We start from the raw sequence: 15641 nt of genomic DNA, 5'->3' as shown, positions 1-15641 counted from the left end.
TGAGCTCGGCCAGTTCAGCTTTTCTCTAGCACTCCCCTGTCACGCGACCACCCTGTCGGTACCTGACCGAGAGGGCCACGCCATGCGCCTCTACATTTGCGAAAAACCGTCCCAAGCCCGCGATATCGCCCGGGTGCTGCAAGCCCATCGTCGCGGTGATGGCTGCCTGCAGGGCACGGGAGTGACCGTGACCTGGTGCGTGGGTCACCTGCTGGAGACCGCGCCACCGGAAACCTATGGCGACCAGTTCAAGCGCTGGTCGCTGGAGCACCTGCCGATCATCCCGCAGCACTGGCAACTGGTGGTGAAGCCCAAGGTCGCCGCGCAGTTGAAGGCGATCAGCCGGCTGCTGCAGGCTTGCACCGAGGTGGTGATTGCCACCGACGCCGACCGCGAGGGCGAGATGATTGCCCGGGAGATCCTTGAGCGTTGCAAGTACCAAGGACCGGTCCTGCGTTTGTGGCTGTCCGCCCTCGACGACGCCTCGATCCGCCGGGCCCTGGCGGCGTTGCGCCCGGGTGAGCAAACCCTGCCGCTGTACCACTGTGCCCTCGCCCGGTCCCGGGCCGATTGGCTGGTCGGCATCAACCTCAGCCGACTGTTCACCCTGCTGGGTCGCCGCGCCGGCTTCGACGGTACGCTGCCCGTAGGCCGCGTGCAGACGCCCACCCTGCGCCTGGTGGTTGAACGTGACCGCGCCATCGCCAGCTTTGTTGCCCGGCCGTTCTGGAGCGTGGACGTTGTGCTGCAGGATGACGGGGCTGAGTTTGAGGCACGCTGGCAGCCACCCGCTGCACACTGCGATGATACCGGTCGCTGCATCGATAAGGTGGCGGCCGAGCAGGCTGTCCGGCGAATTGCAACTGCGCGTTCAGCACAGGTCGAGCGGGTCGACGTTGAACGCGTGACGGAAGGGCCCCCCTTGCCATTCGACCTGGGCACGCTGCAGGAGGTCTGTTCGGCCAAGCTCGGTCTGGGCGCGCAGGAAACCCTCAGTGTGGCGCAGGCACTGTACGAAACCCACAAGGCCACCACCTACCCCCGCAGCGACTGTGGCTACCTGCCAGAGAGCATGCTGGACGAAGTGCCGCGTGTGCTGAAGGCCCTGGCCGCAGCCGACCCGCCGCTTGGCCAGCGCTTCAAGGAGCTTGATCCGACACGACGTTCCCGCGCCTGGAACAGCAGCAAGGTCACCGCCCACCACGGCATCATCCCCACCGCCGTGGTGATCCCCCTGGATCAGTTGTCCGAGCGCGAGCGCGCCGTGTACACCCTGATCCGCGCCCGCTACCTGGCGCAGTTTCTGCCTCAACACGAATACCTGAAGACCCAGGTGCAGTTGCGCAGCCAGGCCGATCAGTTGCTGGCCCGCGGCAAGCAGATCCAGGTACGTGGCTGGAAGGCCGTGATCGACGAAGCCGACGCCAGCGAACCGACCGAGCAAACGCAGCGGCTCCCCACCTTGCAGGAAGGTGCGTCGGTTGGTGTGCGAAATGCCAAGGTCAACACGCAGCGCACTCAGCCGCCCAAACCCTACACCGAAGGCACACTGGTCAAGGCAATGAAAACCATCGCCAACCAAGTGGCCGACGTGCGCCTGAAGCAAACGTTGAAAGACAGCATTGGCATCGGCACCGAGGCCACCCGCGCCGCGATCATCCAGGGCCTGATCGATCACGGCTACTTGACCAAGAAAAAGCGCAGCCTGGCGGCCTCTGCGGCCGCCCACACGTTGATCGAGGCCGTTCCGCGTGAGGTGGCCGATCCGGTGATGACAGCGGTATGGGAACAGGCGCTGGCACGGATCGAGACCGGTCAGCTGAGTGTCGAGGCGTTTCTCGCCAAGCAATCGACCTGGCTCACCCAGGTGGTGCGCAGCCAGGCCTCGTTGAATCTGCAGCTACCCCGTTCGAAAGGTCCCGCCTGCCCCGTGTGCCGAAGCCCCATGCGCCAGCGCAAAGGCCGCACCGGCAACTTCTGGTCCTGTGTGCACTACCCGGACTGCAAGGGCACCAAGCCAGTGAAGGCCAGCGCGGCGCCCGCCAAGCCGAAGCGGACCTGACTGCTTGACGCTGGGGCCAGTCGCTGATGTAGTGGACAGGCCCCTCGCCGTTTGGCGACCCTAGGCCGATTCGCTCCGGGCAGCTCGGCCAGACTCGTTGAGTTCGGAGCCTCTTTCACTACGCTGCATCACTGTTCCGGATGTCCAAGATTCCCGAGACGGATGACCCGTGCGACCTGCTTTAGGCTGCAGGGGTCATCCGCCTCGGCGACGATGCTCAGTGCCGGTGCCCGCCGGCGAAAAAACGGGCGCCGTTTGTGCGCGGATGCGTGCCAGTTATCCCGACCCAGGCCACGACAAGGGTCGGTTGATCAGGGTGAGGAGACAGCTGAAGTGAAGCGACGACTTCGCTGTCGACGAATCAGATCTAGGGTGGCCCTGCTGTTCCTAGCCTGACGACCGTTGGGCTATTTTTTCGCGCGTTTGAGTCCACTGTGCACCACCCACGTCCGCACCTCTGAACCCAGTCAAAACCGCTGTTGACGGGCGCTGCGCAGCGCTCTATAGATGAACTGCACCACGCTGTCGATGACAGCATCAGGTAGCCGGAACCTGCAAGGCTACGCTCTCCCCAGAGTGGTTCCTCCCAAAGTGCGACTAGCGTTCGGCGGCTCGCACGGTTATCGCTCCCCGCGATGATGAGCGCTCTTACACCACTGCTGTTGCACCTGACCTTCCCTTGCGGACTCACCCCCGCCAGGGCCGGTGAATATCCGCGTTTCTCGCAAACAGGAGATTCACCATGACCACGGCAAACACTGCTGCTCCCGCCACCTACTTCAACCTGCACACCCAAGGCATTGGTTACTTGAACCGCGTGCGCGAGGTGCCAGTGCGGCGCGGCCAGCCCTTTATGGCCTGCGACATCGCCGCCTTGCACGGCGCGTCGGATGACGTCGAATACACCCGCTTCGACTGCAAGGTCGCTGGCGGCGAAGCCGAACGGCTGATCCGCGAACACCTCGAGGATGTCCGTGCCGAACGCAAGGTGCTGATCGCGTTTCGCATTGGCGACCTCTGGGTCGATGCCTTCACCTACGAGAAAGGTGAGCGCAAAGGCCAACCGGGCGCCAGCCTCAAAGGCCGGTTGATCTTCATCGAGTGGATCAAGGTCGACGGCCAACTCACCTACAAGGCGCCAGCTCGGCAGGATGCTTCCTCGGCTGAACTGCCGTCCGAAGCGGCAGAAGAGCATGCGCCGAATCCTTCACACAGTGCCGATCAGGCTCAGGACCAGGCCACGCAGCCTGCCTGAGACGGATGCTCCACCACAAAGGCGCTCGCATGAGCGCCTTTTCTCACCCTTGGAGGCCGCCATGGAGAGTTACTGGCTCTGTGAGGATTGCCTGCACGCTGTGGCCTACGACGACTTCAGCACCTTGTCGCTGTACTACAGCGAGGCCGAAGTCGACCAGCGAATCACGCAGATGCGTAAGGAGCTGCAGGTGTTATTGCCACTCAGCGCTGATTTCGATCCGGACACCGGCGTTGGCATCGCCCCCTTCTCCACTCACCCCTGCGAAGCCTGTCACTCGCCGTCGCACGGCACCCGGCATCGTTTCACCCGCCTTGTAACCGCCTGACCCTACCCACAGGGCCTCCTCCCGGAGCGCTCCTGCACACGAGGTTCTGCTCATGAACACGTCATTGACCTTGGTCGAGCCCCTCGACCCCGTCCTGACCCAGCGCGCCCACGAAGATGCGTTGATCAACGAAGCTCTGCAGCTGCTGGACCAACGCTATTTCCAGCGCGGCGAAGTACTCATCACGCCTGCCGACGCCGCGTCTTACCTGAAGCTGCGTCTGGCGCCTTATCACCACGAGGTATTTGCCTTGCTCTATCTCGATTCACGCCACCGCGTGCTGGACTTCGAGGTGTTGTTCTTCGGCAGCATCGACGGTGCCTCGGTCTACCCTCGCGAAGTGGTGGTCAAGGCGCTGGCACACAACGCCGCCGCAGTTATCCTCAGCCACAACCACCCTTCCGGGTGCCCTGAGCCCAGCGGCGCCGACCGCGTGCTGACCACACGCCTGATCGAAGTGCTGGCGCTGGTCGAGATCCGCGTTCTGGACCACATCATCGTCGGCGAGGGTCAGCCCCTGTCCCTGGCTGAATACGGCTGGATCTAAACTTCTCTCGTTCGCCACTGCCTGTATGGGGTGGCGTCCTCTTTTTACTGGAGCGCCACCATGCTCACCTCAACCCCCAACCCCTTTGCCCGCGGCTTCCATGCGTTATCCTGCGAACGCGTGGTCCAGATCCACTACGACGACCAGTGCCCGCCCTGCTACCGCCCCCTGCACACCGCCCAACTGGGCCTGGACGACGATCACATCAACTGCCAGGCGTGCGTATTCGATGACGACTGCGCCGTCATCACAGAAGAACAGGATGTCTCTGGCTTCCTTCGCATGCAGTTGCCCGCAGATGGTGTGGTCACCACCGTGCTGTACCAGGTCACCGCCGAACGGCTGAGTGGCTCGGTACACGTTGGCGACCTTCCCAGCTTGGAAGCGGCGGAGCACCTGATGCAGCAGCTGTCCTTTGCCACCGGCCAGTACAGCCGCAGCTGGGAGATCAGTTCATCCCACCTACCGGCCGACGAGTACACCTACCTTGAGCAGCTTGCTCGCTGCGAACGACCGGCCGGCTTCTTTGAATGCTTCCAGATGGTCAGCAACCGCTCCGTCGGCTGCAAGCTGTACTCCACACCCTGGCACCGCTGCGCCCACGCGGGAGGTCCCGGCTGCTCAGCGGCGGACGTTTGCATTCGCCTGTTGGATGAACAGGTGCCTCCGGTGTTGATGACCCTGTTGCTGCTGGCCGGCCAGGCCGACACGCGTTTCCTGGTGTTTGATCCCGATGCAGCCCCGCTGCCAGGACTGCCGGTGTTTACTGACGATTGACCCAAGGCGCCCTTAAGGGCGCCTTTTTCATGTGCTGGGCTCGATAAACCGGCCGGCCAACTTCGGTTTTTCAGTGGGTGCAGCTCGCGCGTGTTGCCAAGGTGTCGGCACCCACTGTCGAGACCTGCTCATGCACACGCCCGCACTTCCTTACCTTGTTCTGATGCTCGCGCTGGCGGGCTGCAACACGTCGCCTGCCATCACCCCACCGACGGTGCCAGCCAAAGCCGTACCAGCTCCGTCCACCCCCTCCAAGCCGTTGCCAGCGTCACCAGCGTGGGTCCGCCAGGACCGCTACACCCTGGTTAGCACGCGGCCGACGCTGGAACAGCGTCAGCCGTTGTTCCAGCTCATCACCGTGCAGATTTCACCGGCCCTGCACGCGACGGTCGGTGACGCCCTACGTCACGTGTTGCAGCGCTCAGGCTACTCACTCTGCGCCAACCGCGCCGAGGTCGCCACCTTGTTCAGCCGCCCTCTGCCGACCGTGCAGCACCAACTCGGGCCAATGGTGCTGCTGGACGCCTTGACCATTCTCGGCGGCCCGGCCTGGCGGCTCGTGATCGATCCAGTCGAACGCCGCGTGTGCTATGCCCTTCGCGCACCAGTGCCCGCCCCACCTCGCCCGCCCCTGGAGATCGCGCCATGAAGGTCCATCACTTTCAGGCCCTGGTGCTCGGGGCCCTGTGCCTCGGCGCCGCCGTACTGGCCGCCGTGACCTACAACCACCAGCAACAACTGACCGAGCTCCTGGTCGCCGCGGAGAATGCGCCAGCCGATCCAGCCCCGGCGCTGCGGCGGGACCTCGATGCACTCGGCACCACTCTTGCGGCAATTCCACCGCAAGTAAAAGCGCAGGGCGAGCACCAGCGCCAGCAGGATGCGGCCTTCGCGACACTGAGCAAACAGCTGGATGAGGTGAGCGCGTCGCTCAAGGCCATTGGAGCGGTATCACCGAGTCCGACCAAGGCCGACCTGGTCGCGATGGACCAGCGATTGGGCAATGCCGAAATCGCCATCCGCGCCCTTGAGGTTCGACCGGCTACGCCATCCGCACAACCCCAGCCTGCAGCTCCCGCCAAACCGGCCGCCAAAGCCCCGACGCCGCCATTCACCTTGCTGGGTGTCGAGACCCGTGGCGAGGTCCGGTTTGTCTCGGCTCAACCGGCCGGCGCGCATGCCCTGTCGACCGTCCACCTGCTGCAGCCCGGTGACAGCTTGAACGGTTGGCAGCTCAAGACCATTCGCCGGAATCAGGCCGTGTTCCATGTGCCTGGCCTCGGCGAACGTTCGCTGCCCCTGCCGTGACGAGGTGCATATGGTCCGGTTCATCACCCTCTCGCTGCTCCTATTCCCCATCTGCCAAGTACCGGGATCGGGATGGGGTGCACCCGCCACGGTTGAAACGGAGCAGCAGTCCAGCGAGCAGGCCCCGCTGCAGCTAGAGCGATCCGTAGCACAGGCCAAGGCCTGGGGCCTGACCGATGATGAATGGGCCAAGTTTGAGCGCCTGCAGAGCGGTCCCCGCCAGTACTGGTCACCGCAACTCGACCCGCTGACCACCCTGGGCGTGGAAGCCGATTCTGACCAGGAGCGTCAGCGCTACGCCGAGTTGCAGGTGCGCCTCGAAGCCAAGCGCGCCGAGCGCGAACTGGCGTATCAAAAAGCCTACACCGCGGCCTGGGCGCGGCTGTTCCCGGGATTGTTGCCGGTACAGGGAATGAGTGATGCCGCATCCCCTTCGGATAACGCGCGCTATGCGGTGTTTGTGGAGGACCCGTGCTCGACCTGTGAGGCCAGCATCAACCATTGGTTGAGCACCGGCGCCCGCCTGGACGTCTACCTGGTGGGCAGCCAGGGCGACGATGCGCGCATTCGGCAATGGGCGCGCAAGGTTGGCGTTACCCAGGCCCAGGTCAGCAGCGGCCAAGTCACCCTCAATCACGACCGCGGCCGCTGGTTCGCCCTCGGCGCCAGCCGCCCCCTGCCCGCACGTTTCCAACAGGTGGAAGGGAAATGGCAACGCGTCGACTGACCCTCGCCCTGGCCCTGACGGGGGTGACTGTCGCCCAAGCAGGCGGCCTCCCTCCGCCGGCGTACCAGTTGGCCGCCGCCCAGGCCGGCATACCGGCCTCGGTGCTGTTCGCCATTGCCCAGCAGGAGAGCGGCACTCCGCTGCGTGGGCAGCTTGTTCCCTGGCCGTGGACCTTGAATGTGGCCGGCACGCCGCAGCGTTTTTCCACCCGTGACCAGGCCTGTAGCGCACTGACCGTGGCGCTCAGCCGGCACGACCCCAAGCGCATCGATGTCGGCCTAGGGCAAACCAACCTGGGTTACCACCCGGAGCGTTACCCCACGGCCTGCGATGCCCTCGATCCGCGTAGCAACCTCGCCGTCACCGCCGACCTGTTGCGCGAGCACTACGCCGACGCCGGTGACTGGGTCATCGCCGCCGGCCGCTACCACCGGCCTGCGGGTGGGGCCCCGGCGGCCCGCTACCGCTCGCAGTTCAGCCAGCACTGGCAGCGCCTTGAAGCCGCCAAGTCCAGCCGCGGAGGTCCACGCTCATGATTGACGTTCGACGGGGCGCGCTGATCTGCGGGCTAGTGGGGTGGTTGGCTGCCGGGGCCTGGCTTGTGCCAACGCCTCCTGTCATGGCCGCCGAATCGGCCACCTCGGTCGAACGGCCCGATCCACGAAGACTGGACTGGGTATTGCCGGTGCACAGCGCGCGCCTCACGCCGGGTGAGGTGCCACGCAGAGCGCTGGATTTGCCAGGCATGGTCCCGCTGTTCCTGGTTGGCGCGGACGCTGCCTCATTGGCGTGGCTGGCGCAGCACGCCCCGGCTCTGAAGCGGTTGGGCGCCAACGGCCTGGCCGTTGAGGTCGCCGATGAGGCGGCGCTGCAGCGCATCCAGGCGGTAGCACCTGCGTTGAGCATCTGGCCGATCAGCGGCGACGACATCGCCGAGCGGCTGGAGCTGGAGCACTACCCGGTATTGATCACACCAACCGGCCTGGAGCAGTGAGGAATCGCTATGGGCGATCATGCGATGGAATCTTTGCTGCGCCCAGCAGTGGAGTTGTACACCGTGGGGATCTGTGCCGGTGCCAGCGCGTTGTGCCTGCATTCACCCTGGGCGGTCGCCTTGTCGCCGGAGATCGGCGCCGGCATGGCCCTGGCCTACACCGCCTTCGGCCTCAAGCGCCTCAACGAGGCTCGCATTGTCCTGCGCTATCGGCGAAACATCCGCCACCTACCTCGCTACTCGCTGACCAGCCGACAAATCCCGGTCAGCAGCAAGCGCCTGTTCATGGGCCGTGGCTTTCGCTGGAGCCGCCTGCACACCCAGCGTTTGCTCGAGGCGCAAGACCCCGCGCTAGCCCGCTACGTCAATCAGTCGGCCGCCTACCAGTGGGCCAGGCGCCTGGAGCACCTCCTGGAAAAGGCACCGTCAGGGTTCTCCCTCCTGCCCCGGATGACCGCCTGGGACAGCCCGTTTAACCCGGTACGACCGCTGCCGCCCGTGGGCGGCTCACCGCTGCTGCATGGCGTCGAGCCCAACGAGCAGGAAGCCTCCTTGCCACTGGGCGAACGCGTGGGCCATACCCTGGTGCTAGGCACCACGCGGGTCGGCAAGACGCGCCTGGCCGAGGTCTACATCACCCAGGACATTCACCGGCCAAGTCAGGAAGTGGTGATCGTCTTCGACCCCAAAGGCGATGCCGACCTGCTCAAGCGCATGTACGTGGAAGCGCGACGGGCCGGCCGTGAACACGAGTTCTATGTCTTCCACTTGGGCTGGCCGGAGATTTCCGCGCGCTACAACGCCATCGGCCGTTTCGGTCGCATCTCGGAAGTCGCCAGCCGTATCGCTGGGCAGCTGAGCGGTGAAGGCAACTCGGCGGCATTTCGCGAGTTCGCCTGGCGCTTCGTCAACATCATCGCCCGTGCCCTGATCGAGCTCGGCCGGCGCCCCGACTACCTGCAGATCCAGCGCCATGTGGTGAACATCGATGCGCTGTTCATCGAGTACGCCCAGCACTTTTTCGCCCGACATGATCCGCAGGCGTGGGAGACCATCGTGGATCTTGAAGCTCGTCTCAACGAGAAGAACGTGCCACGGCACATGGTCGGCCGCGAGAAACGCGTGGTCGCTATCGAGCAGTACCTGACCGTCAAGCGCCTCTTCGACCCGGTCATGGATGGCCTGCGCTCGGCGGTGCGCTACGACCGCACCTACTTCGACAAGATCGTCGCCTCACTGCTGCCGTTGCTGGAAAAGCTCACCAGTGGCAAGACGGCGCAGTTGCTGGCCCCCAACTATTCCGACTTGGACGATCCACGGCCAATCTTCGACTGGCTGCAGGTCATCCGTAAACGCGGCATCGTCTACGTCGGCCTGGATGCGCTGTCCGATGCAGAGGTCGCCGCCGCGGTCGGCAACTCGATGTTTGCCGACCTGGTCTCCGTCGCCGGGCACATCTACAAGCACGGTATCGACCACGGTCTCCCGAACTCCTCCAGTACGACCGACAAGGTGCCCATCAACCTGCACGCCGACGAGTTCAACGAGCTGATGGGCGACGAGTTCATTCCGCTGATCAACAAGGGCGGCGGTGCCGGTATCCAAGTCACTGCCTACACCCAGACCTTGAGCGACATCGAGGCACGCATCGGCAGCCGGGCCAAGGCCGGCCAGGTCATCGGCAACTTCAACACCCTGCAGATGCTACGCGTACGCGAAACCGCGACAGCCGAACTGCTGACTAATCAGTTGCCCAAGGTCAACGTGCAAACGCGCACCTTGGTCTCTGGCGCTACGGACACCGCCGATCCTGACACCCGAACCGACTTCACCTCCTCCTCACAGGACCGGGTGACCACCACCGCCGTGCCATTGATCGAGCCCGCGCACATCATCGCCCTACCGAAGGGCCAGATGTTTTCGTTCCAGGAAGGCGGGCAGCTATGGAAGGTACGGATGCCGCTGCCCAAACCAGCCAGCGACGATGCGATGCCGGCTGACCTGCAGGCCCTCGCTGCGCGTATGCGCGAGTCCTACAACGCCAACGCGGGAAGTTGGTGGAGCAGTACCGGAGGTGCGCCGACGGTCGACTTCGACCCCGAGATGCCACCACCTGGGCGTAAACACGCCCCGTGATCCCCTGACAGCCCGCGAACACCCGGGAGCATTATGCCTACTGCCCCAACCAATCCTCCTCAGACACAACGACGACCAGGGCTGATCTTCGGCACGCTTGAGCTGTGCCTGCGATTGCTCGGCCTCCTGTTTGCTTCCCTGCTGCTCTCCATCCTGTTGGAGTTTGTGGGCATGCTGTGGTTCTGGCCTGACCAAGGCTGGCATCACAGCCATGCCATGTGGCTGACTGAACTTGGCTGGCTCAGCAGCCACTTTAAGAGCTCGCTGCTGGTGCAGGAGCCGGCACAAGCCACCGCGAAAATCCTTGAACACCTCAACGACTGGGTCGTGTTGCGCTCAGGATGGGCGCAATCGGACACACACCTGAAACTGCTCAGTCGCGACGCGTCGCTGCAAGGACAGCTTGCTCAAGCGTACGTCGCTGGCCAGGACTACCTGCTGGCTACCCTGTTCACGGTATTCACGTTCGTGGTGCGCTTGATTGTCCTCACGCTCGCAACGCCCCTCTTCTTGCTCGCGGCAGTCACCGGGCTGGTTGACGGGTTGATGCGGCGCGACCTGCGCAAGTTCGGGGCGGATAGGGAAAGCAGCTTTGTCTATCACCGAGCCAAGCGAACATTGTTGCCGCTAATGGTCAGCCCTTGGGTGATCTATCTGTCGCTACCTTGGTCGCTGAATCCAAACTGGGTATTGCTCCCATGTGCTGCACTGTTGGGTTTCATGGTCGCGATAACTGCTACCACGTTCAAAAAATATCTTTGAATGGCTGCAATCGACCCATAGCTGCCTTTCGCGGAAGACAGCTAATCTCACTGGGACGCTCTAACGTGGCATTGGAATTTGGGATAGGAAGCTTATTGGAGCCTCGGGGCGAAGACCTTCGTCTCCGAAATCAAAGCGCCAATACCCCACATCATGCCAAGCATCGAGCTTGAATCCGACCTGCGGAAACGTACCGATGTGCTGAAAACCGAGTCGCTCGTGCAGCCCGATACTGCCTTCATTCGGCAAGGCAATGCCGGCATACGCCGAGCGATATCCCAGACGCTTCAGAACTGGCAGCAGCACGTCATAGAGCTGCCGACCAACCCCGCTGCGGCGTTGCCCTTCAGCGACATACACCGTCACATCCACCGCCCACCGGTACGCCGCACGCGCGCGGTGTTGACTGGCGTAGGCATAGCCGACTACTCGTCCTTCTCGCACAGCCACCAGATACGGGTAGGTTTGCAGCGTCGTGGAGATCCGCTCGCGCATTTGCTCCACGCTCGGCACTGCCTCTTCGAATGAGATAGCCGTGTTGAGCACGATGGGCGCGTAGATGATCTGGATCTCTTCTGCATCCTCTGGTCTGGCGACACGAATATCGATTCCGCTATGCATCCGGCTGCTCCAAGCTGTTCAGGTGTTCAACTACTTCGTTGACCGCGCTGCGCGCGGTACGGGTGACGCCGATCAACGTCGCCGAGGCCAGGCCGGTCCAGTCGCCATATCCGACCAGCCAGAGGCGCGGCTCGCGAATAGAGTGCCCCCCATCAACCTCGACCCTACCGTTGTCATCCAGCACGTCAAGTGCCTTCAGATGATCCAGCGCCGGCCGGAACCCAGTACACCAGACCACAGCATCGACCTGGGTTTTCTCACCGTTCAGCCAAGCGACCCCGTCCGGCGTGAATGAGGTAAAAGGCCTTACAGCACGAAGGGCCCCGCGCTCGCGAGCCCGGACCACTGAGGGCACCATGACGATATCGCCAAGCCCACCGACCGGTGCGTCGATAACACGGCCCTCCTGTTGAGCCTTGAGGTGCTCGGTAGCCCGTTCGAACAGCACCCGGCCATCAACGTCATCAGGCAGAAACGCCGGTTCCTCCGTGGTTACCCACGTTGCGTCGGCGACCTCAGACAGCTCCGCATAGATTTGCGCCCCCGAGTTGCCACCACCAACGACCAGCACGCGCTTTCCTTGGAAAGCCTCGGGTGATTGATAATGGGCGGAGTGAATCTGCTGTCCCTGGAACAGCTCTATCCCCGGATAGGCCGGAACATAGGGGTTGCTCCAGGTCCCCGTTGCGCTGATGACGACACGAGCCTCCCAGTCGCGGTCCTTCGAGCGTACACGAAGACCACGCCCGGTCCGCTCCACAGACGTGACGCTGACGGGACGAACGATAGAAAACCCGTAGCGTGCCTCGTACTGCTCCAGATAGCTGACCACGTGATCCCTATCGGGATTACCTTCGGTGACTGGCGGCATCGGCCAGCCCGCGATCGTGCTCCATGCGGAGGGCGAGAACAGCGTCAGCGAGTCCCAGCCATGGCGCCAAGCCCCGCCCGCAGCCGCTTCGGCATCGAGCAACAGGAACGACAGCTTGGCTCGCTTGAGAAAATAAGCCACCGTCAGCGCGGACTGCCCGCCGCCAATCACGATGACATCGAGTAGTTCGCCTTCGGTGACCATGGTTTCTCCTTTCTGGCTGGAGCGCTCAGTCTTCGCCGAACTGGTTGATGTAGTTGATGTGCGCAGGCTTCTGAATCGCCCGAGGGCGAAGCTCCTGCACCCAGGTGATCGCCTCGCGGCGCGGCATTCCGGATTCGATCAGCAGACGGGCAGCGAACAGCCCGGTGCGGCCGGAGCCGCCCTTGCAGTGGATTGCCAGGGCCTTGTTGGAAGCGAGCAAAGCGTCCAACTGGTGGCGAATCTCTCCCAGCCGAGCCTCGAAGTTTTGATCAGGAGCCTGATCATCCTCGATCGGCAGCTGGAACCACTCCAACCCATGCTGCTTGGCCGCGATGCCAAGCTGGGCAACTCCGTTTTCCTGAAGCTCTGCGTCCGACATCAGCGTAACAAGCGCTACGGCACCGGCCTGCTTGAGCGTATCCAGGCTTTCAACGAGAGCGCTGGTCTGGGTGCCCGGACAAGGCGTAAAAATGAGTACACCCGGAGCATGGGGCAAGGATTTCAATGAGTAAGGATGCGACATGCTCATGACCTCAAATAGACCGAATATTGACTCTCTTGGATAGTTCTTCCGCCGACTCTTTGCGTTCGGAGTAGCGGTCTACCAAGTAATCCTGGCGATCACGCAGCAGCAGCGTGAACTTGGTCAGTTCCTCCATCACGTCCACCAGCCGATCGTAGAAAGACGACGGTTTCATGCGTCCGGCTTCATCGAACTCCAAGAAGGCTTTTGGCACCGACGACTGGTTCGGGATGGTAAACATACGCATCCAGCGGCCAAGCACGCGCAGTTGGTTCACCACGTTAAAAGACTGCGAGCCTCCACACACCTGCATCACCGCGAGGGTCTTGCCCTGGGTTGGGCGAACGGCGCCTATGGCCAGCGGTACCCAATCGATCTGCGCTTTGAAGACAGCACTCATTGAGCCGTGACGCTCGGGGGAGCACCACACTTGGCCCTCGGACCATTGCATCAGCTCGCGGAGTTCCAGCACCTTCTCGTGGGAGTCCGGAGCGTCATCCGGCAGCGGCAGGCCGGAAGGGTCGAAGATACGGGTTTCGGCGCCGAACTCTTCCAGCAGGCGCGCAGCTTCCTGGACCATCAAGCGGCTGAATGAGCGCTCGCGGGTCGATCCATACAGCAGCAGGATGCGCGGTTTGTGTGTAGAAGGATCCTTCGGCGCCAGCCGCTCCAGCGACGGCAGATCAATCAGTTCTGGTTGGACATTTGGCAGGTGGTCGTTCATTTCGGTCTCCATTGATCCAGGGCCTACAGCGCGCCGATGCGGGCAAGTTCGGCTTTCAGTTCGTCCTGGCTCAGTTGCGAGAAAGGCAGCGCAATGAAGGCGCGCACGCGCTCATCGATCTTCGCAAGTGTGGTCTGGAAGGCTTCTTCGATTTCTGTCTCACTCCCGGTGACCGCTGAAGGATCGGCCAGGCCCCAGTGGGCTTTGAGCGATGGACCGAAGAAGATCGGGCAGGCTTCGCCGGCAGCGCGGTCGCACACGGTGACAACGATGTCGGGAGGAGAACTCTCGAAGGCATCCGAGGCCTTGCTTGAAAGACCAGCGGTGGGGATACCGGCGGCTTCCAAGGTTTTCAGTGCCCGCTCATTGACCTTGCCGCTTGGGAAGCTGCCAGAACTCACAGCTTCCATACCCTCGGGGGCCAGGTGATTGAACAGCGCCTCGGACAGGATGCTGCGGCAGCTGTTGTGGGTGCACATGAACAAGACTTTCATCAGGTATCTCCGGTTCAAAAGCTCAGGCGGATGGCCAATGCGGCCAAGGTGGCAAGCAGGATCGGCAGCGTCAGAACGATGCCGGTGCGGAAGTAGTAACCCCAGGTGATGACGATGTTCTTGCGGGCCAGCACGTGCAGCCACAGCAAGGTGGCCAGGCTGCCGATTGGGGTGATTTTCGGACCAAGGTCACAGCCGATGACGTTGGCGTAGATCATGGCCTCGCGCACGATGCCGGTGGCCTCGGCGGAATGGATCGACAGGGCGCCTACCAGCACAGTGGGCATGTTGTTCATGACCGACGACAGGCCAGCGGCGAGCAGCCCCGTCCCGAGGGATGCGCCCCAGATCCCGTAGCCGGCGAAGACATTGAGGATCTGCGTCAGGTAGTCGGTGAGGCCGGCGTTACGCAGGCCATAGACCACGAGGTACATGCCAAGCGAGAACACCACGACCTGCCAAGGCGCGTCCTTGAGCACCTTGCGGGTAGAAATCACGTGCCCGCGCGCGGCGATCAGGTAGAGGATCAGCGCACAGGCAGCAGCGATGGCGCTGATCGGAACGCCCAGCGGCTCGATGGCGAAGAAGCCGACCAGCAACAGCGCAAGCACCCACCAGCCGGCAACGAACGTCGCCTTGTCGCGGATAGCGGCTTTCGGAGCCTTCAACTGGTCGAGTTCATAGGTACGCGGCAGGTCCTTGCGGAAGAACCACAGCAGCATTCCCAGAGTGGCGGCAATGCTGACCAGGTTCACCGGCACCATGACCGAGGCGTACTCGCTGAAGCCAATGCCAAAGTAGTCGGCGGAAACGATGTTCACCAGGTTGGACACCACCAGCGGCAGGCTCGCGGTATCGGCGATGAAGCCCGCCGCCATGACGAATGCCAGCGTCGCCGCCGGGGAGAAGCGCAGGGCCAGCAGCATGGCGATGACGATCGGGGTCAGGATCAGTGCCGCACCGTCGTTAGCGAACAGCGCCGAGACAGCGGCGCCCAGCAGGATGATGAAGGCGAACAGCTTGCGGCTGCTGCCATTGCCCCAGCGGGCCACGTGCAATGCCGCCCACTCGAAGAACCCCGCCTCATCCAGCAGCAGGCTGATGATGATGACGGCGATGAAAGTGGCGGTAGCGTTCCAGACGATCTGCCAGACCACGGGGATATCGGACAGGCTCACGACGCCCGCCAGCAGCGCCACGACGGCCCCCAGTGCGGCGCTCCAGCCAACACCCAGGCCTTTGGGCTGCCAGATGACGAGAACGATCGTCACCAGGAAAATCAAAAATGCGATCAGCATGACTACAACT

General features: G+C 63.1%; 18 protein-coding genes. 12 read left to right on the top strand and 6 right to left on the bottom strand.

Annotated elements, in window-relative coordinates; genetic code table 11:
* Positions 1-82 precede the first annotated feature (82 nt).
* From KW568_RS13360 to KW568_RS13305, 12 genes are all read left to right on the top strand, one after another.
* A complete protein-coding gene (locus KW568_RS13360; protein ID WP_063423916.1) occupies positions 83-2062 on the top strand; it encodes a DNA topoisomerase III in 1980 nt (659 codons plus the stop codon).
* Positions 2063-2804: 742 nt separating this feature from the next.
* A complete protein-coding gene (locus tag KW568_RS13355) occupies positions 2805-3317 on the top strand; it encodes an STY4534 family ICE replication protein (RefSeq protein WP_063423915.1) in 513 nt (170 codons plus the stop codon).
* Positions 3318-3378: 61 nt separating this feature from the next.
* Positions 3379-3645: a hypothetical protein gene (locus KW568_RS13350; protein WP_063423914.1), complete on the top strand. Its 267-nt coding sequence runs from the start codon at positions 3379-3381 to the stop codon at positions 3643-3645.
* Positions 3646-3697: 52 nt separating this feature from the next.
* The gene (radC, locus tag KW568_RS13345) at positions 3698-4192 is read left to right on the top strand and encodes a RadC family protein (RefSeq protein ID WP_063423913.1); all 495 of its coding nucleotides are present in this window, start codon (positions 3698-3700) and stop codon (positions 4190-4192) included.
* A gap of 60 nt (positions 4193-4252) precedes the next feature.
* The gene (locus tag KW568_RS13340) at positions 4253-4969 is read left to right on the top strand and encodes a hypothetical protein (protein ID WP_063423912.1); all 717 of its coding nucleotides are present in this window, start codon (positions 4253-4255) and stop codon (positions 4967-4969) included.
* Between the two features lie 73 nt (positions 4970-5042).
* Positions 5043-5618: a PilL N-terminal domain-containing protein gene (locus KW568_RS13335; protein WP_259538681.1), complete on the top strand. Its 576-nt coding sequence runs from the start codon at positions 5043-5045 to the stop codon at positions 5616-5618.
* Entirely contained in the window at positions 5615-6277 is a 663-nt protein-coding gene (locus KW568_RS13330) for a hypothetical protein (protein WP_259538679.1), read from the top strand. Before KW568_RS13335 ends, KW568_RS13330 begins: the two co-directional genes overlap by 4 nt.
* Before the next feature lie 10 nt (positions 6278-6287).
* Positions 6288-7004, top strand: a complete 717-nt coding sequence (locus KW568_RS13325) for a TIGR03759 family integrating conjugative element protein (protein ID WP_063423931.1) — start codon at positions 6288-6290, stop codon at positions 7002-7004.
* Positions 6986-7540, top strand: a complete 555-nt coding sequence (locus tag KW568_RS13320) for a hypothetical protein (protein ID WP_063423909.1) — start codon at positions 6986-6988, stop codon at positions 7538-7540. The genes KW568_RS13325 and KW568_RS13320 overlap by 19 nt, the downstream gene beginning before the upstream one ends.
* Positions 7537-7998 (top strand): integrating conjugative element protein, encoded by a 462-nt coding sequence (locus KW568_RS13315; protein WP_240979212.1) that lies wholly within the window; start codon positions 7537-7539, stop codon positions 7996-7998. The genes KW568_RS13320 and KW568_RS13315 overlap by 4 nt, the downstream gene beginning before the upstream one ends.
* Before the next feature lie 9 nt (positions 7999-8007).
* Positions 8008-10134 (top strand): type IV conjugative transfer system coupling protein TraD, encoded by a 2127-nt coding sequence (gene traD, locus KW568_RS13310; RefSeq protein ID WP_063423907.1) that lies wholly within the window; start codon positions 8008-8010, stop codon positions 10132-10134.
* A 33-nt stretch (positions 10135-10167) separates the two neighbouring features.
* Positions 10168-10896, top strand: a complete 729-nt coding sequence (locus KW568_RS13305) for a TIGR03747 family integrating conjugative element membrane protein (RefSeq protein ID WP_063423906.1) — start codon at positions 10168-10170, stop codon at positions 10894-10896.
* Between the two features lie 60 nt (positions 10897-10956).
* On the opposite strand, the gene KW568_RS13300 is transcribed toward KW568_RS13305, so the two are convergent.
* Genes KW568_RS13300 through KW568_RS13275 form a run of 6 tightly spaced genes read right to left on the bottom strand, consistent with a single transcriptional unit; the run spans position 10957 to position 15631 of the window.
* Positions 10957-11517, bottom strand: a complete 561-nt coding sequence (locus tag KW568_RS13300; protein ID WP_063423905.1) for an arsinothricin resistance N-acetyltransferase ArsN1 family B — start codon at positions 11515-11517, stop codon at positions 10957-10959.
* Positions 11510-12592, bottom strand: a complete 1083-nt coding sequence (locus KW568_RS13295) for an ArsO family NAD(P)H-dependent flavin-containing monooxygenase (protein WP_060492515.1) — start codon at positions 12590-12592, stop codon at positions 11510-11512. The genes KW568_RS13300 and KW568_RS13295 overlap by 8 nt, the downstream gene beginning before the upstream one ends.
* Positions 12593-12617: 25 nt before the next feature.
* Positions 12618-13121, bottom strand: coding sequence for a cyclin-dependent kinase inhibitor 3 family protein (locus KW568_RS13290; RefSeq protein WP_060492514.1), 504 nt, complete (start codon positions 13119-13121; stop codon positions 12618-12620).
* Positions 13122-13125: 4 nt separating this feature from the next.
* Positions 13126-13839 carry an arsenical resistance protein ArsH gene (gene arsH, locus KW568_RS13285; protein ID WP_027917258.1) on the bottom strand — a complete coding sequence of 238 codons (714 nt, stop codon included), beginning with the start codon at positions 13837-13839 and terminating at the stop codon, positions 13126-13128.
* Positions 13840-13862: 23 nt separating this feature from the next.
* Entirely contained in the window at positions 13863-14333 is a 471-nt protein-coding gene (locus KW568_RS13280; RefSeq protein WP_027917259.1) for an arsenate reductase ArsC, read from the bottom strand.
* 14 nt (positions 14334-14347) lie between these two features.
* Positions 14348-15631 carry an arsenic transporter gene (locus tag KW568_RS13275; protein ID WP_060492513.1) on the bottom strand — a complete coding sequence of 428 codons (1284 nt, stop codon included), beginning with the start codon at positions 15629-15631 and terminating at the stop codon, positions 14348-14350.
* Positions 15632-15641 lie beyond the last annotated feature (10 nt).

This window comes from Pseudomonas sp. HD6515 (assembly GCF_024971855.1).
Taxonomy (GTDB): domain Bacteria; phylum Pseudomonadota; class Gammaproteobacteria; order Pseudomonadales; family Pseudomonadaceae; genus Aquipseudomonas; species Aquipseudomonas alloputida.
The sequence above is the reverse complement of the archived record's forward strand: the minus strand, read 5'-3'. Positions and strand labels throughout refer to the sequence as shown.